This is a genomic window from Paenibacillus ihuae, from assembly GCF_001368795.1.
Classification (GTDB): Bacteria; Bacillota; Bacilli; order Paenibacillales; family Paenibacillaceae; genus Paenibacillus_AQ; species Paenibacillus_AQ ihuae.
The window spans coordinates 2832211-2854222 of record NZ_LN831198.1; the positions used below are offsets into that span (position 1 = coordinate 2832211).

Here is a 22012-nt window from a genome sequence, read left to right on the forward strand (position 1 = left end):
GATTGCTACTTTGGCACCGTAGGAATGTACGGCATCTGTAATTTTACGGTAGGCCCCGATCTGCTCATCGCTCCAAATCCCGGTATCCTTATTAGTGATCCGGCCATCCGAATGCACGCCGCTCATCTCCACAATAATAAAGCCTGCGCCGCCTACCGCCCGGCTGACATAATGCACGAAATGCCAGTCATTCGGCGTGCCGTCCTGGCTTTCCACCGCATACTGGCACATCGGCGGCATTACTACCCGGTTTTTCAGGACCAACGCCTTTAATTCATATGGACTAAATAAATCTGACATTTTCCGTTCCCTTCCTTCACTTTTCTCGATGGGGCTGCCGGGCTATCTCCCGATTAATCAAGTATACACAACTTTTCTGCAGCGTTAAATCTTTACCTGTCAGAGAGGAAATCCGGCATAAATCCCCCGTGCCTTGGAGATAACAAGAAAAGCAAAGTAAAAAGTGGCCTGAAGCTGCAATAAGGAGGCGAACCTGCAATGGAGCATCTCTTAAAAAACCGGAAACTCTATATTCTTGCCGGACTGTTCTTTATTCTGTTCAGCCCTGCGGCTTACCCGGGACCTGCTTCAGCCAGCATACCTCAAATTCAGGAGACATCAGAATATGAACAGCAGCAGGCAGTGGAAGAAGACAACCCGCAGACTATGCCGGCAAACGCCTCCTCTCAAGCTGCAGCACGGCGGAATAAACGGAATAAAAGCCTGACACTTACCCAGCTGCTGAAGAAATACCCGGAAACGATCCTGACCCAAGGACCGCGGAACAGAATGATCGCGCTGACCTTTGACGATGTGCCGGATCCGCGGTTTACCCCTCAATTACTGGATGTCCTCCGGAAATATCATGTAAAAGCCACCTTTTTCGTTGTCGGTAGCCGGGCGGAGAAACATCCTGTGCTCGTAGCCCGGATCGTCCGGGAGGGGCATGTAATCGGCAATCATTCCTATAACCATCCCGAGTTCGGAAAAATAGGCATGAATGAATTCCGTACCCAGATTATCCGCACGGAAAATATCATTTCAGCCCTGGCTGGGTATAAGCCAAGACTGATACGGCCGCCTTACGGGGATATCAGTGAATCCCAGCTGAAATGGGCCAAAGCCCACGGGTATAAGCTGGTGAACTGGAATGTAGATTCACTGGACTGGAGGAGCCTGCCCAAAGCGCAGGTCAGGAATAATATTGTAGCGCATGCTGGCAAAGGGGCAATTATCCTGCAGCACGGCGGAGGCGGCCGGGGAAGCAATCTGCAGGGCACGATCCAAGCGCTTCCGGAAGTGATCACCATTATGCGTAAAAGAGGGTATACCTTCGTTACCGTTCCTCAAATGCTGCAGCTTTCTAAGAATAAATAGCGGATACCAAAAAAACGGATACCCTCCCATCAGGAAGGTATCCGTTTCTGAGTCCGCAGGCAGTTCAGCGGCTTATTCAATAATATACAGATTCACGTATTGGAATCCAAACTCCGCCACCGAGCTCTGGCTGCCGGGGATAAAGATATCAATCCGGTTTCCTTTAATTGCGCTTCCCATATCTGTAGCAGTGGCAAGAAACGCCTGCTTTGGCAGACCCGGATGTGAATGTCCGGTTACCAGTACTTTGGTGCCGAGCGGGATCACGCTGGGATCAACGGCAATGGTGCCGAGCTTCAGCGGTTTGCCGAAATAATCGACGGCACCCCATCCTCCGTTTTCGCTGGCTGCAGAAGAATAAGCGGAGGCTTTGACCTGCAGCACTTTATCATAGCTGAATTCCTTACCCCAAGCCTGGACTGTATTTGTTGCCGCTTCCACGGTCAACCCTGCTGCTGTGATAATGGAAGGTTTAGAGACTGTGCTTGCTTGGGCAACCAATTTCGGTGAAGTGATGCCGGGGATGGTCAGGTTTAGACCCGGATAAATATTTGTGGCGGAAACCCCCGGGTTAGCGTTCATAATTTTGTCCATGCTTATGCCATAATAATTGGATAGAGTATAATAGGTTGTACCTGCTCCTGCGGTATGTACGCTATCAGCCTGGGCGGGTGCTGCCTGCAGCAACGCACTGATCCCGATGGCCGCAGCAAATGCGGTTATGGCGCTGAATCTGATTTTCATATGTTCCTCCTTCATAGCCTTCTTTATGCTGGCATCTAAAGTGCAGAGTTTTGTTAACACAGGTATGAATATATCACAATTTTGTAACCTATGCCTAAGAAAATGTTACCAATCTGTTATTAATACGCTGATTCCCGCTTTTTTAGAGGATACAAAGATTACATAACGTTCATAAAAACCGTACATTTCATAAAATATTAAGATTATGCGGCTCAATTAAGCGAAAATTTTACACAGATTTAACATTTCTCGCTTTGGCAAATAGTAGAATGATAGAATATGACAAGAAGAAACGGTTTTGCCGTCCTTCTGGGATGTTATCCGCTAAATTAGACATTGAGGCACACTTGGAGGGTCTACGAACGTGAATACAGATGAGAAAAAAAACAACTACACCAGCCCTGCTATCGCTTATCTTAACCGGGATCTGAGCTGGATCGAATTCAACCGCCGCGTACTGGCAGAAGCTCAGGACCCGGATAATCCGCTCATGGAACGGGCTAAGTTTCTTGCGATCGTGTCCAGCAATCTTGATGAGTTCATCAGTGTCCGCGTCGCCGGAATCCAGGATCAGATCAGAGCGGGCTATACCAAAAAGGATTTTACCGGCTTTACTCCTTCCGGACTGTACAAACGTCTGGTTAAACGGGTCACCAGAATTATTGCCGATCAATACCGAACCTTCCGCGACCTCTCCCGGCATTTGCATAAAGAAGGTATCGTTTTCGTCAATTATGAAGACCTGACCCATGCCCAGGAGCAGTCCATTGAAGAGTATTACCGCGACATTATTTTCCCGGTACTGACACCGATGGCCGTTGACCAGAGCCGTCCTTTTCCGCTGGTGCACAGCCAGTTCATCTATCTGGCAGTGGTGCTTACCCGCAAGAACAGCCAGGAGGAGGAGCCTTATTTTGCGATCCTGCAAATCCCTTCTAATCTGCCAAGATGCATTCCGCTGCCCCACCGCTCCAACAGTAAAAAGCGGCAGTTCGTCTTTATTGAGGATGTAATCCGCCATCATATCCAGACCCTGTTCAGCGGTTACGAGCCGGTTGCTGTCAGTGAATTCCGCTTAACGCGGAATTCCGACCTGACAATTGATGAGGAAGGCGCAGAAGACCTGCTGGAGGAGATTGAAAAAGAGCTGCGTAAACGCCGCCGCGGCGTCCCTGCCCGGCTTGAAGTGCAAAAGGGAATTCATCCCTATGCACTGGAGCAGCTGCAGGCCGAATTCGAGCTGGAGGATTTCGTCTTTGAAATTGAGGGGCCGCTTGATCTCGGCTTCCTGCGCGGATTTGCAAACAGTCTAAAAGGGTTCAATTATTTGTTCGATGCTCCGATTGAACCGCAGTATCCGGCCGAATTCGATGAGAATGAGGACTTCTTCGAGGTACTCAGCGACCGCGATGTGCTTGTCTACCATCCGTATGAATCCTTTGATGCGATGACTGACTTCATCACCCAAGCCTCCGAGGATGAGCATGTCATGGCCATCAAAATGACGCTCTACCGGGTAAGCGGCAACTCGCCGCTGATCGCTGCCCTGGCCCATGCTGCTGAATCCGGCAAGCAGGTCACTGTAGTTGTCGAGCTGAAAGCCCGGTTTGATGAAGAACGGAACATCGCCTGGGCACGCAAGCTCGAGCAATCCGGCTGCCACGTTGTTTATGGTCTGGTCGGCCTCAAAACCCATGCCAAAGTAACCCTGATCGTCCGCCAGGAAGGCAACGAGCTGCGCCGTTACGTGCATGTCGGAACCGGCAACTACAACGACAGTACAGCCAAGGCTTATACCGATCTCAGTCTGTTCACCGCGAACAATGAGATTGGTTTGGATGCTTCCGAGCTGTTCAACCAGATGACCGGCTATTCTGCCAACTTCGACTGGAATGCCTTCATCGTAGCGCCGACCAATATGAGCCTGTCGCTGCAAAAGCTGATTCTGCGCGAAGCGGAGCATGCTGCAGCCGGCAGACCGGCGCGGATTATCGCCAAGATGAACTCCCTGTCCAATCAGGAGGTCATTGACAGCCTGTACAGTGCTGCCCAGGCTGGTGTGTCCATCGACCTGATCGTACGCGGCGTCTGCTGCCTGCGGCCGGGGATTGAGGGCCTCAGTGAGCGGATTAGAGTGCGGAGCATCGTTGACCGCTTCCTGGAGCATTCCCGGATCTATTACTTTGAGAACGGCGGCAAGCCGGAGGTTTACCTGTCCAGCGCAGACTGGATGACCCGCAATCTGACCCGGCGGATTGAACTGATGTGCCCTGTGAAGGATACCGGCATCCGGGGACAGATTGTGAAGATTCTCGAACTGACGCTTAAAGACAATGTAAAAGCCAGCTTCCTCCAGCCAAACGGATATTATGAACGTCCAGACGACAAAAAGGCCCCTTTCCGGAGCCAGTTCGCCGCTATGGATGTTAGCCGTTGGAAAGGTAACCGAGTTTTACCTTCACCGCCCAAGCATTCCTGAACGCCTTCAGGGCATTCTCAATGTCCTCGAGCCCTATCAGGACTGTCGAGGTGCCATGCAGCTCTAAATCAAGTGTGTTGCCGTGCAGCTGGACTGTGAGGTCGCGGATGATGCCGATTTCGGTACTGTCCAGCGCGATGCTCAGCTGCACAAGTGTACCAAGCTTATGAATCAGCTCTTCGTCGGAAGCCAGCAAAATGTCCTTATGTGTCTGGGACAATTTCTGCTTCCGGCTTTTTGTGCTGTAGGATGCGATCAATGCGCTCAGAATCAGCTGGCGGTGGGTCAGTCCGCGGATCGGCGAGTTCATCAGCCAGTAGCGGGTATGCCGCTTGGACTGATAGTAGTTGATGTTGGAGCCTGTACGGTGCAGCATCACAGAGACATAAATCAGCATTTCCTGCTCGCTCCTGTCCCCTCCCCCTTCAAAAGCATGAAACAAGCGGAGTGCAAGCTTATAGATATGGTCTAAATGCTGCTTAGAGGTATGGATGTCAAAGCGGATAATCGTGTCCAGACTGAATTCCAGCGCACTGTCACGCACAGGCTGTTCAGGTCTCAGGAGATCATGCAGCATGCCCTCGCGCAGGCCCTCCCCGCTGATCAGCGCTTCTTTCGCTCCGATATATTGATACACGGTATGGAAAATAATCAGCCCGGAGATGATAATATCCGCACGGCTTTTGGATAGACCGTCCAGCTCTTTGCGCTTCTCATAAGGTATAGCTGGGAGCGTCTCCATAAACCGGGCGATGGTCTCACCGGATAAAATATAGCCGTGCGAATTCGGCAGTGAATAATCCCGGTTCTTCTGATCGAGCTTGCCGAGTGAACGAAGCGTCCCGCCAAGGCCATACAAGGGGAGACCTGCCCCGGTACCCAGCCAGTCATGCTCAACCAGCCTGCCGGTTACATAGGCCTGAAGCTTCTTCACCTGCTCCGCGTTCCAGTTCCCGCTGTGGCTGAACATCAGATTCGTATTGACCGCACCGAACGGAAAGGAAATGCTGTGCTGATAACGGCGTCCGCGGAACAAGGTAACCTCTGTACTTCCCCCGCCAATGTCGATGACGAACCCGTCCTGAACGTCTGAAGAATTGATTACGCCGAGGAATCCGAAATAAGCCTCCTGATAACCGCTGATGACTTCGATGGTAATCGAGGATTCGGCCGATAAATAGTCTATAATCTCGGAGGAGTTGGCTGCGTTGCGGATCGCGGCTGTGGCTCCGGCACGGATCTTCTCCACTCCAAAAGCGCTGCAGATTTCCTTGAACTGGCACAGGACCGGAATGATCGTATTCATGTCCTTCCGCTCCAGCCTGCCCTCTTTTGTAATCTTCTCACTCAGACGAGCAGAGTATTTGCACTCCTTGATAATTTTGTAGCCGCCTTCTGGTGTCGTATCATAGATTACAAGCCGTATAGAGTTGGAGCCAATATCAATTATGCCAATCCGGCAAAGATCATCTCTCATCTGGTATGTACTCCTTTTCAAGTTGATTGGCCATTTTATATACTATATCACCCATTATTGCCCCAGCCAAAAGAAAAAAACGGCTTCCGGAGTGTATTCCGGGGCCGTTTTCGCATTTTTATAGCACTTTGCTCAAGAAATCCTGGGTGCGGGCATGCTTCGGATTGCCGAATACTTCTGCCGGTGTACCCTGCTCGACAATGTATCCGCCGTCCATAAACAGGATGCGGTCGCCGACCTCACGGGCAAAGCCCATTTCATGAGTTACAATGACCATCGTCATGCCTTGCTCAGCCAGCTTCTTCATTACCTCGAGCACCTCGCCGACCATTTCCGGGTCGAGTGCAGAGGTAGGCTCATCGAACAGCATCACATGCGGCTGCATCGCCAGCGCCCGGGCAATCGCGATCCGCTGCTTCTGTCCGCCGGACAGCTGTGCAGGGTAAGCATCGCGTTTATCCTCAAGACCAACGGTACGTAGGAGTTCAACGGCGATTTTCTCCGCTTCGGACGTTTGCTGCTTTTTCACTTTCAGCGGGGCGAGCATAATATTCTGCAGGACGGACATATGCGGGAACAGGTTGAACTGCTGGAAGACCATACCCATTTTTTCACGGGTCTGATTGATATCATGCTTCTTATCCGTAATAGATTGGCCTTCAAAGGTAATTTCGCCGCCCGTAGGCTGCTCCAGCAGGTTCAGACAGCGCAAGAAGGTGCTTTTACCCGAACCGCTGGGTCCTATGACGACTACAACCTCGCCTTTTTTGATCTCCAGATCGATTCCTTTGAGGATCTCCAGCTTGCCAAAATGCTTTTGCAGGTTGTTAACGGCGATCATCCGTATTCAGCCTCCTTTCTAATATGCCGAGTAGCTTGGATAGTGTAAAGGTCAGTATAAAATACATTAGAGCAATGATGACATACGGGGTCAGACCCTCATACGTAATCGTTGTAATGGTCTTTGCCTGGAAGAACAGATCCGCTACCCCGATCATGGAAACGATGGAAGATTCTTTGATTATCGTAATAAATTCATTCCCGATCGCCGGGAGCACATTCTTCAGCGCCTGCGGAAGCACGATATAGCGCATCGTCATCCACTGCTTCATACCGAGTGAGCGAGCCGCCTCTACCTGGCCGCGGTCAACTCCCTGGATACCGGCACGGAAGATTTCCGCCAGATAAGCCGAGCTGTTAATCGTCAGGGTAATCGCCCCCGACTGGATCGGCGTAAACTCCAGCCCCAATTCTGTCAAGCCGTAGTGAATCAAGAACAACTGCACCAGCATCGGCGTTCCGCGCAAAAATTCAACCCAGGCGGTAGCGATAAACCGCAGGACTCTCCATTTGGACATGCGCAGCAGTGAGACAATAATCCCCAGCACAAAGCCGAAGAACACGCCTAGCACCGCCAGCAGCAATGTATACTTAAGTCCGGCAACGAAAAAATTGCGGTATTCATAAGCCATATCAAAAATATTCATCTCTTGGCAAAACCTCCTGTTCTTCAATTTTCAAAAAAATAGAAAACAGCGAATTATCGCTATTTTCTACTTAAAGAGCATTACTCTGCAGCAAGTGAGGCCGCAGAAAAACTCTGCATCACAGGTTGTGTCAGACTAAAAAGCTTATTCGCTCTCGGCAAGCTCGCTTGCCGCCGCTACATATTCTTCGATCTTGCCTTCAGAATTGAGGCGGGTCAAGGTAGTATTTACTTGGTTAAGCAGCTCCGTGTTGCCTTTCTTCACGCCGATCACATAACCATCATCTTCCACTTCAGGCTTAGCATCCGTAATGACAAGGCCCTTTACATTCTTCACGAAGGATTTGGCAACCGGCCCTTCCATAATGGAAGCATCCACACGGTTGGAATTCAGCTGCAGCACGATTTCGGAAATTTTGCCGAGCGAAGTCAGCTGTGCGCCTTCAATGCCTTTGGCAATATCTTCCTGGATCGAACCGGTCTGAACACCGATCTTGGCACCCTTCAGGGAATCCATTGTAGCAAATTTATCTTTGTCGGCTTCACGCACAACTACTGCTTGCTCCGCTTTATAGTAGATGTCGGACAGATCGACTGCCTTTTTGCGTTCTTCAGTCGGGCTCAGGCCGGAGATCACCATATCTACTCTACCGCTGGACAGCTCATTTAAAAGGGAATCGAAAGCCAGATCCTTGATTACCAGCTCAGCGCCCATATCCGCAGCGATATCCTTGGCAATGTCGATGTCGAAGCCTACAATGGTGTCTTTGCCGTCAATCACTTTATGGAATTCATAAGGCGGGAAATCTGCACTTGTACCCAGTGTCAGCGTTTTGGCGGTTGTACCGGTATTACCGGCATTAGTGTCCGTTGATGCAGCATTATCATTGTTGTTGCCACAGCCGGTCATCAGTCCTACCGCAAGCAGCATTCCTAAAGAAAGTTTACCCCATTTGTTCATCTGTATATCTCCCCTATTCTCTCTTAAATTCTCTAAGTTGTCCCATTGACCGATTTATTATAAATCACTGCGCATGAATATGCAAAGACATTTTTGTGACAAGACTAGTTCATTTGAAGGTAAGGCATGGTGATTTCAGCAGCTAATGCCTGCCCTGTTTTGCACATGTTAAGGCAAGAGGTATATACTAGGTATCATCTCCAGTTGCTTCCGAAATAACCCGGACTGGTTCATGGGCTCCATTCCTGTGGTATTAATTACCTAATGCTTACGAAACAGTTTATTACGGTGTGGCTCAGGTGAATTCACTCACAAAGCATAGATATATGCTCACAAAGCCATTTTATACGACTTCTCAGGAGGATTAGCTCACAAAACTTAAGGTCTATGCTTACGAAGCAGTTTTGTACGATGTGTCTCAGGAGGATTAGCTCACAAAACTTAAGTTTATGCTTTCGAAGCAAGTTTTGTACGATGTGTCTCAGGAGGATTAGCTCACAAAACTTTTAGGAGGTGCTCTCATGCTTTTGGAAGCTATGTACCATGTACCCCGTGACAAGTGGGCTTACGCCTACGATACAAAAACTATACATCTGCGTGTACGCACCAAAAGGGACGATGTGGACTGTGTTACAGCCCTCACCGGAGACAAGTATGACTGGAAACATACCTTTTATGAAATTATGATGGAAAAGGCCGCATCCGACGATAAGTTTGACTACTGGGAATGCGCGGTCCGGCCTAAATATAAACGTCTCAGCTACACTTTCCGTGTCAGCAAAGGCCCGGAGGATGTATATCTCCTTGACAATGGCATCCGCTCGGAGTGTCCGCAGCCGCCCAATCACTTCTACGAGTTTCCCTACATACACCAAATCGACCTGTTTCAGGTGCCCAAATGGGCCAAGGATGCGGTGTTTTATCAGATTATGACCGAGCGCTTCGCCAACGGCGATCCCGGCAATGATCCGGAAGGAACCGAGGCTTGGGGCGGAACGCCGAAGCTGGATAATTTTTTTGGCGGAGATCTGCAGGGTGTGCTGGATCATCTGGATGATCTGCAGGAGCTTGGCATCAACGCTGTTTATTTCACTCCGCTGTTCGTCTCCCCTTCCAACCATAAATATGACATTGTGGACTATAAAAAAGTGGACCCCCACTTCGGCGATAATGAGCTCCTGAAGCGCGTTGTTGAGGAATGCCACAGACGGGGTATCCGGGTGATGCTTGACGCCGTGTTTAATCACTGCAGTGACAAGTTCCCGCCTTTTCAGGACGTGCTGGAGAAGGGTGAATATTCTGTGTACAAAGACTGGTTCCATATGAACTCCTTCCCCGCTGAGGTTGTCGACGGTATTCCTACCTATGACACTTTCGGCTTTTTTGGCAATATGCCGAAGTTCAACACCGCCAACCATGAGGTCAAAACCTATCTGCTTGAGGTGGCCGAATATTGGATCAAGGAGATCAAGGTCGACGGCTGGCGGCTGGATGTTGCCAATGAGGTCGATCACCATTTCTGGCGAGACTTCCGCAAGGTTGTTAAGGCTGCGAACCCGGATGCTTATATCGTCGGCGAGGTGTGGAGTGATTCCCTGACCTGGCTGCTCGGTGACCAGTTTGATTCGGTCATGAACTACCCGTTCTCCGGCACGGTGCTGGAATTCTTCAACGGGGGCATGGACGGCATTACCTTCGGACACCGGATCGGAAGCTTACTGATGCGCTATCCGCAGCAGACGAACGAGGTTGTCTTTAATCTGCTGGGCAGCCATGACACCCCGCGTCTTCTGACGGTTGTCGGGGAGGATAAACGCAGGCTGAAGCTCGCCGTCGTCTTCCTGTTCACCTTTATGGGGACACCTTGCATTTACTATGGCGATGAGATCGGGCTCACGGGCAATGAGGACCCCGACTGCCGCAAATGCATGGAATGGGATGAAGAGAAGCAGGACCGGGAGCTGTATGATTTCTACCGCATGATGATCGCACTGCGCAAGGAAAACAAGGCGCTGCGCGAAGGCCGCTTCCGCATCCTCCAGGCCTGCGAGCATGATCCGTGCATCGTCTATGAGCGGGCGGATGAAATCATCCATTTCACGGTCTGGATGAACAATTCCCCCGTTCCCCGCATCCTCAGCCACCCGATGGAGACCGACGACTGGCAGGATGCGCTGACCGGTGACCCGGTAGCTCCCGAAGATGGAATAATGAATATCTCGCTTGATCCGTATGGTTACCGGATTCTGTGCCGTATTCTGGAGCAGCCTTCGATTTAAAGCATGTAACTTTAATACAAAAAACCAAAGGCAGGCTTGAACTGGAATACAGTTCTAGACTGCCTTTGGTTTTGTCTGGCTCACGTTGCCCGTCAGTATATTAACTCATATGGAATAATACCGCCCGTTAGTCTAAGTTTTTGGTGAGAAGTATTTCCAATGGTTGTGTATCAAGTATTAAGCATCCTGCATCTTTGTAGCCTAGTTTTCTATAAAAATGCTGGGCTCCTTCATCAGCCTGAGTGGATGTCATAATCAGATTGAAGCCCTTTTGTTTCATTTGTTCTTCCCAGAAGAGAACAGCTTGCTTTCCTGCCCCCTTGTCTCGATAGTGTTCATCGACCCAAATCATGTTCATAAACGGGGTGTTGTCCCAGAAGTATCCATACCTCATCCATCCGATATTACTTTCATCCTGATTTCGCAGAATGTATATCTCATTTCCCTTTATTTTTGACAATATTAAGCTCTCCGAAATATGATGGTCACGGTTTCGTATGTATTCATAGTCTGAGTCCGTTGCAAAGACGATCTTCAACTTTATTCCTCCTTTATGCCACATTAAAAAATCTAATGCCATTCTAACAGAACTTTATTAAGCATCGGCAATAAATAACATCTTTAATTAAACTCTACTGCATCTTAGTCAAACGGGAGCATGCAGTCTGCAGCTTTGTTTTCAAGGTCTATGTTGTAAGATCGTCAATCGCCTGGACAGCCAGTTTCAAGGCTTTCATTCTTCGCTCTAAAAGGGTTCTTTGGGGACTGCCCGCCTTGGACTTGGCATAACTGGTTTGAATGGATGGAAATAAACCGGTAATCACCTTGCTGGCTGCTGCTAAATCTTCCGGTGTGTAGTCATAGGGGCTTTGGTTCCAAACGTTTTCAAGCACGGCTAAACCGATAGAAACAGCTTTAAGGCGCTTCTTTACGAGGGTAGTATTGGCTCCATTTTGAGTCATCTGGGACAAAGCATTTTCCAGTTTACGGATTGTCGATTGTAAGGATTCAATGGATTCCAATTGATTAGCTTGTGATACATTTTCCATGCGGGTACTATCCTTTCTTAGATTCTGCTGATTTGCAAAAAAAGAACACACTGCTAAGATTTGAACCTGGCGGTGTGTTCTTCTGCTTTTCGAGGTGTGCTCGTTATTTATTATAAGCTATTCCATAATGTTATCGTAGATGTCGATGTACTGCTGTGCGGAAACGCTCCAGCTGTAGTCACCGGCGAAGGCGTTTTTCGTAACCTTTTTCCAGTGCTCAGGTTTGTGGTAGTAGGATACGGCCCGGCGCAGGGTGAACATCATATCGTGGGCATTGTAATCCTTAAAGGTGAAGCCGTTGCCCTCGCCCGTCTCCTCCTCATAGGCATGTACCGTGTCGTTAAGCCCGCCGGTTTCGCGCACGACCGGAATACTTCCATACCGCAAGGCCAGCAGCTGACTAATGCCGCAAGGCTCAAACTTGGATGGCATCAGGAAAATATCGCTTGCCGCATAGATTTTACGGGATAACGCGTCATTGAACAAAATCTGGGAGGACAGCTTGGTCGGATAACGCCATGCCGCCTCGCGGAACCAGCGCTCATAGGATTCGTCACCCGTGCCAAGCAGCACAAACTGGATATCGTCATAATACAGCAGCTCATCGAGTACCCGTGTCAGCAGATCCAGCCCTTTCGAATCGACCAGACGTGTAACCATCGCCACCATCGGGATGTAGGGCGCCACCGGCAGACCCAGTTCCTGCTGCAGCCCCAGCTTGTTCTCGGCTTTCTTAGTCAGATTCGAGCGGTAGCGTGTAAAGATTTTGCTGTCCGTATTCGGATTATAGCTTTTGGTATCAATGCCGTTTACGATTCCGCTCAGGCTGTCTGCACGGGAATTCAGGAGCCCATCCAACCCATACCCGTAATAAGCTGTGCGGATCTCATCCGCATACGTCGGGCTGACCGTCGTGACATGATCGCTGTGGACGATGCCGCCCTTCATGTAATTCACGTTGCCGTAATACTCTACGCTGGTAAAATAACTGCTGTCCAGACCGAGCAGCTCGCCCAGCACCGAATACGGGAAAACGCCCTGATACAGCAGGTTGTGAATAGTGAAAACCGTGCGCATGTTGCTGTAGAAAGGAATATGGCGGTAGTGCGCCTTCAGCAGCAGCGGAACAACGGCAGCATGCCAGTCATGGCAGTGCAGCACATCGGGCTGGAAATTAATACTCGGCAGGCACTCCAGCACCGCGCGGTTAAAGAAGGCAAACCGTTCACCGTCATCCATATATCCGTAGATGCCATCCCGGCCAAAGTAATATTCATTATCGACGAAATAAACAGGAATGCCTTCATAGACGATCTGTTCAATGCCGCAATATTGATTGCGCCAGCCGACAGGCACATCGAGTACAGCCACAGGCTCCATCTGCGAGCGGAATTGCTCCGGAATCCCTTTATATTTAGGCAAAATCACCCGTACATCCACTCCTGCACCCTTCAGCGCCTTGGGTAAAGCTCCAATGACATCGGCCAGACCTCCCGTTTTGATAAACGGATGGGCTTCGGCGGCGGCAAATAAAACTTTCATTCCAATTTCCCCCTTCGTTGTACGAATTCTCTATTCCAAACCTGCTCTGGACTTGCGTCCCGCCTTCTTCAGGACCAGAAAACTAAGCGGCGGAAGCGTCAGCTCCAGGCTGTTCAGCTGGTTATGCCATTCTTTCTTGGTGCTCTTCATCGGCTCATTGTGAATCCCGGAACCCCCAAATCCGATGTTCTCCGAGCTGAATATTTCTTCATACGTACCCGGCCGCGGAACGCCGATCCGGTAATCACGCCTTTCCACCGGCTGAAAATTAATAATGATAAGCAACGTGTCCACAGGCTTCTTGCCTCTGCGGATAAAGGAAACCACACTTTGGCCATTGTCGTCTGCATCAATCCACTGGTAGCCCTCCATATCATGATCCAGCTCCCACAGCGCCTTCTCCGTCACGTAGAGTTTGTTAAGTGCAGCTGTAAAAGCAAGCATCCGGCGGTGGCTTTCGTAATCCAGCAGCAGCCAATCGAGCTGCTCCTGATCCTTCCACTCGATAAACTGTCCAAACTCACCACCCATAAACAGCAGCCTCTTGCCGGGATGGGAGATGTGATAACCCAGCAGCACCCTGAGTCCGGCAAACTTTTGCTCGTAGGATCCGGGCATTTTGTCTAACAGTGATTTCTTGCCGTGTACGACTTCATCATGAGACAGCGGCAGCGCATAGTTCTCGGAATAGGCGTAGCAGATGGGAAAGGTCAACAAATTATGATGATAGGGCCGGGCCCCGAAATCATGTTCTATGTAACCCAGTGTGTCATTCATCCAGCCCATATTCCATTTGTAATTGAATCCCAGGCCGCCTTCATGTGCAGGCGCAGTAACGCCCGGCCAGGCGCTGGATTCCTCAGCCATCATCAGCGCTTTTGGATAATAATGAAAAATCGTCTTGTTCAGCTGCTGAATGAAACTGATCGCCTCCAGATTCTCGAGCCCCCCGTTCCGGTTGCGCCGGTATTGGTGGTCCTGCTTCTCAAAATCGAGACGGAGCATGCTTGTCACCGCATCTACGCGCATTCCGTCAATGTGATAAACATCGAACCAGAACAGTGCATTTGAGATCAGGAAAGAGGCAATCTCCGGCTTGCTGAAATCAAAGGACAAGGTCCCCCAGCCCGGCTTCTCGGCCAGCATAGGATCAGCATATTCATACAGCGGAGTTCCGTCAAACATTCTGAGGCCATGTGCATCTTTGGCAAAATGCGCCGGAACCCAGTCCAGAATAACCCCGATACCGGCCTGGTGAAGATGATCAATGAGATACATCAGGTCCTGCGGCTCTCCATAACGGCTGGTTGCAGCGAAATATCCCGTTCCCTGATATCCCCATGATAAATCATAAGGATGTTCAGCGAGCGGCATAAATTCCACATGGGTATAATTCATCTCCATCAGATATGGGATCAGCAGATCGCTCATCTCACGGTAGGTATAGAATTCCCCGTCCTCCTTCTGCTTCCAGGTGCCGAAATGCATCTCATAAATGTTCATCGGCCCGTTGTATGGAGCTTTGTTCTTCCGCTTCCATTGATTATCGCCCCAGCTATAGCCGCTGATATCCGCAACAACGGAAGCCGTGGCCGGCCGCACCTCTGCCTTAAACGCGTAAGGATCTGCCTTCAAAAAGCTTGCACCTTCAGCGGGTACAATCCTGTATTTGTAAAAAGTTCCCGGCTCTATTCCCGGAAAAAAACGACTCCAAAATCCTGAATCGGGTATCTTATATAACGAGTCCACGTCCTGCGTTCCATCCCAGCCGTTATGATTACCAGCCAGTCCTACATATGTCGCATGAGGAGCCCACACGGTAAAGCGTACGCCCGTCATTCCTTCTTCAGCGGCAATGTGCGCGCCCAGCATCGTATAGCTGCGATAATTCGTGCCCTCATGGAACAGGTAAATATCATCAGATGACGGGAGGTTTACTGTCTTAAGTATGTCAGGCAAATCATCACCACCTTATTGTATAGGATGCACCTATAACATTACCCGAATGTCGGGCGTTTGAAAATGATTTATAAGGCAAAAACAGGGTTTCTCTGAATAAAGAAAATTATTCTGTAATTTTTCCTGCTGCACAGCAATATATTTCACCTATGTCGTTTCAAGCGCTTGTAGTGAGTTTATATTACAAGCATTGACAAAAAAATGGGAGGGATAACAAATGAGTAAAAAAGAATGTGTCGCCATGCTGCTGGCAGGCGGGGAAGGCCGGAGATTGGCCCCCTTAACTTCCACTATGGCAAAACCCGCAGTCCCTTTCGGAGGACAGTATAGAATCATTGACTTTCCCCTCAGCAATTGCGTGAATTCCAAGATAGATACCGTTGGCGTACTGACACAGTACGAAGCGAACTCCTTGCATCAGCATATCGGATCAGGTGAGCCATGGGGGCTCCACTCAAAACCGGATCAGGGAGTAAAGCTGCTGCCTTCCGGAGTAGAAGGCCGTGACACTTATACGGGGACAGCAGATGCCATCTATAAGAACATTGAATTTATTGACAGCCATAATCCGGAACATGTGCTGATTCTTTCAGCTGATCATATTTATCATATGGATTATCGCAAAATGCTCGATTATCACATCGGCAAATCCGCTAAGGCAACCATTTCAGTCATGGAGGTCCCTTGGGATGAAGCCAGCCGCTTCGGTGTGATGAATGTTAACGAAGAGCTCCAAATTTCCGAGTTTGCGGAAAAACCGAAAGTGCCGCAAAGCAATCTTGCTTCGATGGGAATTTACTTGTTCGAGTGGGCTTACCTGAAGGAGCATTTGCTGCGCGATGCCGCTAATCCGGCCTCCAGCCATGATTTCGGTAAAGACGTTATTCCGACGATGCTTGGCGGCAATGATCAATTGTTTGCTTACCGCTTCAAAGGCTACTGGAGAGATGTCGGCACCGTTGACAGCCTCTGGGAAGCTCATATGGACCTTCTGCAGGAGAATGACAACAGCTTTAAGCTGGATAATGCCCAGTGGCCGATGTACAGCCGGGCCCGCCGTAACAAACCTGCGGCTGTTAAACCGCGCGTACAGATTAAAGCAGAGGATTGCTTAGTGAACGAATCTTGCCTGCTCGAAGGCAGCCTGCAGCGCTCAGTGATCTTCGGGGGTGTAGAAATCGGCAAGCTTAGCCGGATTCATCACAGCATTGTAATGCCGAATGTCCGCATCGGGCGCGGCGTCCTCATTGAGAATGCGATCATCGGCGAAGGTGCGGTCATTAAGGACGGAGCAGTCATCAAAGGAAGCAGCGACAATATCGTCGTTGTCGGCCCTAATGAGATTGTAGCCGCCAAACCCGTCATCCGTACACAGCCTTCCCGTCTGCTGCAAGAGGTCTATGAGAAGACCGGCAGACTCCGGGCTGAAGGGCTTCCTTCTTAAGCCTCTTCTTCCTCAGCATAATCAATTAATAAAAGGGCTGAATTACCGGTCTTGCCGACCGGTAATTCAGCCCTTTTAGCTATATCTTAGATTCAGGAGCAGACGCTCTAGTTATTCGTAGACATCCTCCGGAAGAGCCGGTGCTGCCGGACGCTCCTCGGTGAGCGGCAGAATGACTGTCACCTGCGTACCTTTGCCAAGCTCACTGTCCATTTCCAGCTTACCGTTATGAAGCTCCACAATCTGCTGGGATATCGCAAGCCCGAGGCCGGTCCCTCCATTCAGCGCATCGACCTGGAAAAACCGGTCACGCACCCTGGAGAGATGCGCTTCGCTGATGCCGATTCCGCTGTCCCGCACGATTACTGCCATTTCACTGGCTGACAGGCGCTGGGCGGACAGGACGATACTGGAATCCTCCGGAGAAAATTTCACGGCATTATCGACAAGATTGAGGAATACCTGCTTCAACCGGTTAGGATCCCCTTTGATGTAGATCGTGTCCTCACACTCCAGCACCAGGTGAATCCGCTTCTTCTCCGCTTTGGCCCATATGTTCAGGATCGTTTCCTGCAGCACTACCTTAATGTCCATCAGAACGATGGAGAGCTTCATTTCATTCTGCTGCAGCTTCGAGAAGTCCAGAATCTCTTCAACGAGTCCGATAAGACGGTCACTTTCCTTGGAGATAATCCCCATACCCAGCTTAGTCTCTTCAGGATCGTAGCCGCCCGAAATCAGCGTCTCACTCCAGCCCTTGATGCTGGTGAGCGGTGTCCGCAGCTCATGCGAAATCGAGGAGATAAAATCGTCCTTGATCTGATTGCTGCGGATAATCTCATCCGCCATATAGTTCAAGGTAGAAGCTAAATCGCCGATTTCATATCTATAGTTACCTTTGATGCGGGCGGTGAACCTCCCCTTCGCCATTTGGGCCGAAACCGCGGTAATATTATTCAGCGGTTTAACGATCGAATTGGCCAGGCCGAAGCTGAACAGGACTACAATCACCATTACCGCCGCACCGATGCCGATGGATGCCAGTGTAAGGTTCAGCAAATCTTTATCGATCCGCTCCATCGAGGTGAGATATCTGATGACATACTTGTCGCGGCTGCTGACCTGAATCAACTTGGAGACCGCCATTACACTTTCATTCGTTCCCGCTTGTCTGCCTACCCACCGGCCGATACTGCCGCCTACTGCTTCAGGTACGTCACTGGTAGTAATGGTACGGTCAGGCTGAAAGCCTGTTGAACTGGTAAGGATATCCCCGCTGGTTGACAGGACTTCCAGCTCTGTATAGTCCATGCTGAAGAAATCGAGCACTTTTTGCAGCTGATTGGGCGACCGCTCACCCGAAATTTCATATTTCAGGAATTCTTCCGCCGTGCTGATGTGGGTCGTAATCTTACTGTACACGCTGTCGTAATAATACGTCCGGATTGCCAGCAGGAAGATAACCTCAACGAGGAGAAGCGCCACAAAGACTACCAGAATATAGTGCAGTACAATCTGTCTGCGCATCCCCTTCTTGATCATTGTCCTTGACCCTTCCATTTATAGCCGTGCCCCCATACAGTCTGCAGGTATTCGGGTTCCGACGGATTATTTTCGATTTTTTGGCGCAGCCGGCGGATGTTCACATCCACAATTTTGGGATCCCCCATGTATTCCTTACCCCAGACATGATCCAGCAAGGAATCGCGGCTGAGCGGCGTGTTTTCTTTCTCCAGGAAAAATTGTACCAGTGAAAATTCAGTCGGTGTCAATTCGATGGCTTCCCCGCCGCGTTTAAACTGCTTAGAAATCAGATCAAGTGTAAACGGACCGGAATGGAAGGACACCTTCGCCGACTGCTCACGATGCACATTAACCCGGCGCAGCAGCGATTGAATACGGGCAATCAGCTCTGTCGGACTGAACGGTTTGCTGACATGGTCATCTGCTCCTACGGAGAGCGCGTAGACCTTATCCTGTTCCTGCACCTTTGCCGTCAAAAAGATAATTCCAAGCCGCTCGTTGGTTTCCCGGATACGCCTGCATACCTCAAAGCCGTCGATACCCGGAACCATAACATCCAGCAGCGCGATATCGATATCGGGTACCGTAGTCAGCTTATGCAGCGCTTCGTTGCCGTCAGCCGCCTCCAGCACTTCAAACCCGTTGCGTTTAAGATTAATAACAATAAAACTGCGGATAGATTCTTCATCCTCCAGAATAAGTACTTTACTCATCGATTCCCTTCCTTTCGATTGGAGCGGTTATTTTATCGCTGTCGCTCCCGCCCGTGCTCTGCACCAGTTCTCCCCGGTAGCCGATTACCTTATCCATATCGCGCCCCAGAACTTTCCATCCGCTATTCTTGACGCGGTCCCATTCCATCTGTGTGAAGAAAGATACCTCTACAACCGTCTCCCCCGTATCCGACAGAATAAACTTCAGGGACTTATCCTGGACAGACTTCGTATCGACCGTAATCCTCTCGTGCCACTCCGGCAAGAAATCAATTACGAAACGGTCCGACGGATCACGGTATTTCTGCGCCGTAAAGGTCAGCCCGTCCTTGCCGTCCCATTTGTAATAGGAAGTGAAATAAGGGATTGTCTCCGGGTCAAAATATTCCCAGCCTTTCGGCGGCTCCAGCAATCCGATCTCAATAATGCCGTCCCCGTCCATGTCTTCACTGATAATTTTTCTGTCTTTAAAGGTACGGGCATCCCCCGGTATCACCACGCGCAGCTTGTTATTCTCCATAACAACCATGGTAGTATAAGCCGAGCGGGAATCCACCGCTGCATCCAGTACTATACCTTCTTTATTCTCTGCTACTTTTCCTGAGACAATATTGTAATAATTATTAAAATAAGGGTCCAGGTTATCGAGCTGATCAAGCACCTTGAAGCCGTCATTAAACTGATAGGTGGTGATTTTGTCCACTTCATTGCGTTTGAAGTACACGACCGTAATATCGGAAATCCCGTCCTCATTCAGGTCATCAATCATGTATTTGGTATAGGGCTGTGCAAGCCGTTCCTCCAGCTCACCGCCGGAATAGGTATACACCACTACCCCCTTCTCATCGCCGCGTGAATAGCCGGTGATAATGTCCAGCTTCCCGTCACCGGTTACATCCTTCAGATCCACCGATTCCAGCTGCGTGCCGTCACCGTCAAAGACGAGCTTCTTCACCCAGCCATCCTCTACTTTCTCCAGAATCATGCCATGGATCAGGACAGACTCGTTCTCGGTTAAGTAAAAAACCAGGGTCTCCATCATTCCATCCTTATCGAGATCCTCCGTAAAAATGGAGCTGTCCTCATCTCCCGCCGGACGGATCAGCGATGCGCTGGCCGGCATCTGTGATTTAATGGCCATCATCAGCGAAGCTTTGTCGGCAGAGAGCTCCGGCGACTTCATCTTCGAAACAGGATCGCTGATGAAGGTACAGCCCGACAGTAAGGACATGGAAAGAGCTACCGCCGCCAGACGCCTAAGAACACGTATATTCAACTTCATCACTCTTTCCTTGTTTCGTGGCTCAAATAAGCTACAGATGGATACGTTCCTGCGAAGTCAGACGGCGTCCTTTGACATCATGTTTAATTTTGCCGTCTTCCAGCACCCATAAACGTGTGGCATACCGTTCCGCCAGCTCCAGCGGCAGCACGGTCACTACCGTAAGCCCCGTTTCTTTGCACAGCTTGCGCAAGGTCTCCAGAACACTTTCCGCTGTCTTCGGGTCAAGACCGGTTACCGGTTCATCAGCCAGAATCACCTTCGCTCCATGTACAAGCGCACGGGCAATTGCCACCCGCTGGCGCTCACCGCCGCTGAGCTGGCTGGTCTTCATTTTAGCTTTATCAAGCAGCCCGAGCAAATCGAGCTCGTCCATCGCGCCCATATAATCATCCGAGCGGACCATCCCCGTGACCATCCGCCATAGCGGAGTCTGCGAGGACTGGCCGATCAAAACATTCTTCAGTGCAGTGCGGTTCGGATTCAGCTCCGCATTCTGCTCCAGATACGCCCACTCGCGGCGGATCTTCCGTCTGCCGGTGAACATATTTCCCCGAACGTTAACCCCGTCTACTTTAAAGTTCCCCTTGTCCCATTTCTCGCGCAGCGCCAGGCAGCGCAGCAGCGTCGACTTGCCGCTTCCGCTGGCCCCCAGCAGCACAACCAGTTCACCCGGTTCTAATTGAAAGCTAATATCCCGCAGAACAGGAAGTTTATCCTCCCCGACTGCTTTGGCTAAATGTTCAACTGTGATCATAGTTCAGCCTCTCCCTGTCTTCATCTCTAATCTATAGTGTACTCTGAAAGCGGGATCAATTTCCATGCGGACATCCGTTCTTATCTTACCTCAATTCAGCTGCCGTGGCGAGAATAATAACCCCGCTAAGCCGAACAATATATAGAAACCGCCAAGCAGCGCGAACACACCGCCGCCCCAGCCGAACTCAAGCAGCAGGCCGCCCAGACCCGGACCGATAATACTGCCTACACTATAATGAAACGAAGAGACCACATTGGCAGCGGGCAGCAGATTACGCGGCAGAATATCTGCTGCATAGCTAAGTCCCAGCGAGAAAAAGGAACCGACAAGCCCCCCGGCCACCATTAGCAGCAGCAAGGTCAGCAGAAAATGATCTCCTGCAAGCGGCAGCAGCGTAAAGGCCAGCCCGCCGGCCACACCGGCAAAAATCAGTATTTTCTTCCGCCCGTACCGGTCACTCCACAGTCCAAGCGGCAGCTGAAGTACCAGGCCGCCAATGCCTGCGAACGGCAGCAGCGCAGCGATCTGATCCGTGCTGAAGCCTGTACGCAGCCCATACACCGGGAAATTACTGTTCAGGCTCGCCTCCATATAGCCGTATAGCAGTGCCGGAATCAGTGCATACCAGGCTAACCGGTAGCTCCGTCCAAACCGTCTGGCCTGGCCTTCGCCATGCTCCACTTTATCCGGAAGGGAGTCAGGCAGCTTGAGCAGAACCAGCAGCAGTACGAGCACAAACAAACCGGCAAGGATCAGAAAAGGCGCTGCCTGGCCAAACCGCAGCAGGCTTATGCCAAGCGGCCCGAGGCTGAAGCCCAGGCCGTAGGACATCCCGTAAAGCGAGAGATTACGGCCCCTGTGCTCTGCGGGTGTCATAAGCAATACCCAGAGCTGAGCGGCATAATTGATGGCGGAGTCGCCGATGCCGACGAGCAG

At 50.4% G+C, this 22012-nt stretch carries 19 protein-coding genes; 4 read left to right on the forward strand and 15 right to left on the reverse strand.

All coding sequences use genetic code 11. The features are described from left to right. Window positions 1-300, reverse strand: a 300-nt coding sequence (locus tag AQR02_RS34170; RefSeq protein ID WP_483414278.1) for an oxidoreductase, incomplete at its 3' end; no start/stop codon positions are given. A gap of 198 nt (window positions 301-498) precedes the next feature. Between AQR02_RS34170 and AQR02_RS12880 the strand changes: the two genes are divergently transcribed. Next, a complete protein-coding gene (locus tag AQR02_RS12880; RefSeq protein WP_054940840.1) occupies window positions 499-1377 on the forward strand; it encodes a polysaccharide deacetylase family protein in 879 nt (292 codons plus the stop codon). A gap of 72 nt (window positions 1378-1449) precedes the next feature. Here AQR02_RS12880 and AQR02_RS12885 read toward each other — a convergent pair whose 3' ends face one another. Then, complete coding sequence (locus AQR02_RS12885) at window positions 1450-2121, reverse strand: 3D domain-containing protein (protein ID WP_054940841.1); 672 nt, start codon at window positions 2119-2121, stop codon at window positions 1450-1452. Between the two features lie 364 nt (window positions 2122-2485). Here AQR02_RS12885 and ppk1 point away from each other — a divergent pair, with 364 nt between their 5' ends. After that, complete coding sequence (gene ppk1 / locus AQR02_RS12890; protein ID WP_054940842.1) at window positions 2486-4600, forward strand: polyphosphate kinase 1; 2115 nt, start codon at window positions 2486-2488, stop codon at window positions 4598-4600. Here the strand turns inward: ppk1 and AQR02_RS12895 are convergent. The 4 genes from AQR02_RS12895 to AQR02_RS12910 form a co-directional block, all read right to left on the reverse strand. Then, the gene (locus tag AQR02_RS12895; protein ID WP_054940843.1) at window positions 4548-6077 is read right to left on the reverse strand and encodes a Ppx/GppA phosphatase family protein; all 1530 of its coding nucleotides are present in this window, start codon (window positions 6075-6077) and stop codon (window positions 4548-4550) included. The genes ppk1 and AQR02_RS12895 overlap by 53 nt on opposite strands. Before the next feature lie 118 nt (window positions 6078-6195). Beyond that, complete coding sequence (locus AQR02_RS12900; RefSeq protein WP_054940844.1) at window positions 6196-6918, reverse strand: amino acid ABC transporter ATP-binding protein; 723 nt, start codon at window positions 6916-6918, stop codon at window positions 6196-6198. Beyond that, entirely contained in the window at window positions 6905-7564 is a 660-nt protein-coding gene (locus tag AQR02_RS12905) for an amino acid ABC transporter permease (RefSeq protein WP_054940845.1), read from the reverse strand. The genes AQR02_RS12900 and AQR02_RS12905 overlap by 14 nt, the downstream gene beginning before the upstream one ends. Window positions 7565-7708: 144 nt before the next feature. After that, complete coding sequence (locus AQR02_RS12910) at window positions 7709-8524, reverse strand: transporter substrate-binding domain-containing protein (RefSeq protein ID WP_054940846.1); 816 nt, start codon at window positions 8522-8524, stop codon at window positions 7709-7711. Window positions 8525-9045: 521 nt separating this feature from the next. Between AQR02_RS12910 and AQR02_RS12915 the strand changes: the two genes are divergently transcribed. Then, a complete protein-coding gene (locus AQR02_RS12915) occupies window positions 9046-10803 on the forward strand; it encodes an alpha-glycosidase (protein WP_054940847.1) in 1758 nt (585 codons plus the stop codon). Between the two features lie 127 nt (window positions 10804-10930). On the opposite strand, the gene AQR02_RS12920 is transcribed toward AQR02_RS12915, so the two are convergent. The 4 genes from AQR02_RS12920 to glgB all read right to left on the reverse strand — a co-directional run bounded on the left by AQR02_RS12920 (window position 10931) and on the right by glgB (window position 15353). Further along, window positions 10931-11341, reverse strand: coding sequence for a GNAT family N-acetyltransferase (locus AQR02_RS12920; protein ID WP_054940848.1), 411 nt, complete (start codon window positions 11339-11341; stop codon window positions 10931-10933). A 148-nt stretch (window positions 11342-11489) separates the two neighbouring features. Continuing rightward, entirely contained in the window at window positions 11490-11852 is a 363-nt protein-coding gene (locus AQR02_RS12925; protein ID WP_054940849.1) for a hypothetical protein, read from the reverse strand. Between the two features lie 117 nt (window positions 11853-11969). Then, window positions 11970-13394: a glycogen synthase GlgA gene (glgA, locus tag AQR02_RS12930; RefSeq protein WP_054940850.1), complete on the reverse strand. Its 1425-nt coding sequence runs from the start codon at window positions 13392-13394 to the stop codon at window positions 11970-11972. A 30-nt stretch (window positions 13395-13424) separates the two neighbouring features. Next, window positions 13425-15353: a 1,4-alpha-glucan branching protein GlgB gene (glgB, locus tag AQR02_RS12935; protein WP_054940851.1), complete on the reverse strand. Its 1929-nt coding sequence runs from the start codon at window positions 15351-15353 to the stop codon at window positions 13425-13427. A 217-nt stretch (window positions 15354-15570) separates the two neighbouring features. Here glgB and AQR02_RS12940 point away from each other — a divergent pair, with 217 nt between their 5' ends. Continuing rightward, window positions 15571-16797 (forward strand): glucose-1-phosphate adenylyltransferase, encoded by a 1227-nt coding sequence (locus AQR02_RS12940; RefSeq protein ID WP_054940852.1) that lies wholly within the window; start codon window positions 15571-15573, stop codon window positions 16795-16797. Window positions 16798-16908: 111 nt separating this feature from the next. Here AQR02_RS12940 and AQR02_RS12945 read toward each other — a convergent pair whose 3' ends face one another. The 5 genes from AQR02_RS12945 to AQR02_RS12965 all read right to left on the reverse strand — a co-directional run. Continuing rightward, a complete protein-coding gene (locus tag AQR02_RS12945; RefSeq protein WP_054940853.1) occupies window positions 16909-18339 on the reverse strand; it encodes a sensor histidine kinase in 1431 nt (476 codons plus the stop codon). Beyond that, a complete protein-coding gene (locus AQR02_RS12950) occupies window positions 18336-19034 on the reverse strand; it encodes a response regulator transcription factor (protein WP_054940854.1) in 699 nt (232 codons plus the stop codon). Before AQR02_RS12950 ends, AQR02_RS12945 begins: the two co-directional genes overlap by 4 nt. Beyond that, on the reverse strand, window positions 19027-20265 hold the full coding sequence (locus AQR02_RS12955; protein ID WP_054940855.1) for a hypothetical protein: 1239 nt from the start codon (window positions 20263-20265) through the stop codon (window positions 19027-19029). The genes AQR02_RS12950 and AQR02_RS12955 overlap by 8 nt, the downstream gene beginning before the upstream one ends. Window positions 20266-20347: 82 nt before the next feature. Beyond that, the gene (locus tag AQR02_RS12960; RefSeq protein WP_054940856.1) at window positions 20348-21073 is read right to left on the reverse strand and encodes a phosphonate ABC transporter ATP-binding protein; all 726 of its coding nucleotides are present in this window, start codon (window positions 21071-21073) and stop codon (window positions 20348-20350) included. A 90-nt stretch (window positions 21074-21163) separates the two neighbouring features. Continuing rightward, window positions 21164-22012, reverse strand: an 849-nt coding sequence (locus AQR02_RS12965) for an MFS transporter (protein WP_245237381.1), incomplete at its 5' end; no start/stop codon positions are given.

What these genes read in the sequence shown, in the direction of transcription:
- AQR02_RS12880 (WP_054940840.1), top strand. Translation starts at nt 499, where the DNA reads ATGGAGCATCTCTTAAAAAACCGGAAACTCTATATTCTTGCCGGACTG.
- AQR02_RS12885 (WP_054940841.1), bottom strand. Translation starts at nt 2,121, where the DNA reads ATGAAAATCAGATTCAGCGCCATAACCGCATTTGCTGCGGCCATCGGG.
- AQR02_RS12895 (WP_054940843.1), bottom strand. Translation starts at nt 6,077, where the DNA reads ATGAGAGATGATCTTTGCCGGATTGGCATAATTGATATTGGCTCCAAC.
- AQR02_RS12900 (WP_054940844.1), bottom strand. Translation starts at nt 6,918, where the DNA reads ATGATCGCCGTTAACAACCTGCAAAAGCATTTTGGCAAGCTGGAGATC.
- AQR02_RS12905 (WP_054940845.1), bottom strand. Translation starts at nt 7,564, where the DNA reads ATGAATATTTTTGATATGGCTTATGAATACCGCAATTTTTTCGTTGCC.
- AQR02_RS12910 (WP_054940846.1), bottom strand. Translation starts at nt 8,524, where the DNA reads ATGAACAAATGGGGTAAACTTTCTTTAGGAATGCTGCTTGCGGTAGGA.
- AQR02_RS12915 (WP_054940847.1), top strand. Translation starts at nt 9,046, where the DNA reads ATGCTTTTGGAAGCTATGTACCATGTACCCCGTGACAAGTGGGCTTAC.
- AQR02_RS12925 (WP_054940849.1), bottom strand. Translation starts at nt 11,852, where the DNA reads ATGGAAAATGTATCACAAGCTAATCAATTGGAATCCATTGAATCCTTA.
- glgA (WP_054940850.1), bottom strand. Translation starts at nt 13,394, where the DNA reads ATGAAAGTTTTATTTGCCGCCGCCGAAGCCCATCCGTTTATCAAAACG.
- AQR02_RS12940 (WP_054940852.1), top strand. Translation starts at nt 15,571, where the DNA reads ATGAGTAAAAAAGAATGTGTCGCCATGCTGCTGGCAGGCGGGGAAGGC.
- AQR02_RS12945 (WP_054940853.1), bottom strand. Translation starts at nt 18,339, where the DNA reads ATGATCAAGAAGGGGATGCGCAGACAGATTGTACTGCACTATATTCTG.
- AQR02_RS12950 (WP_054940854.1), bottom strand. Translation starts at nt 19,034, where the DNA reads ATGAGTAAAGTACTTATTCTGGAGGATGAAGAATCTATCCGCAGTTTT.
- AQR02_RS12955 (WP_054940855.1), bottom strand. Translation starts at nt 20,265, where the DNA reads ATGTCCTTACTGTCGGGCTGTACCTTCATCAGCGATCCTGTTTCGAAG.
- AQR02_RS12960 (WP_054940856.1), bottom strand. Translation starts at nt 21,073, where the DNA reads ATGATCACAGTTGAACATTTAGCCAAAGCAGTCGGGGAGGATAAACTT.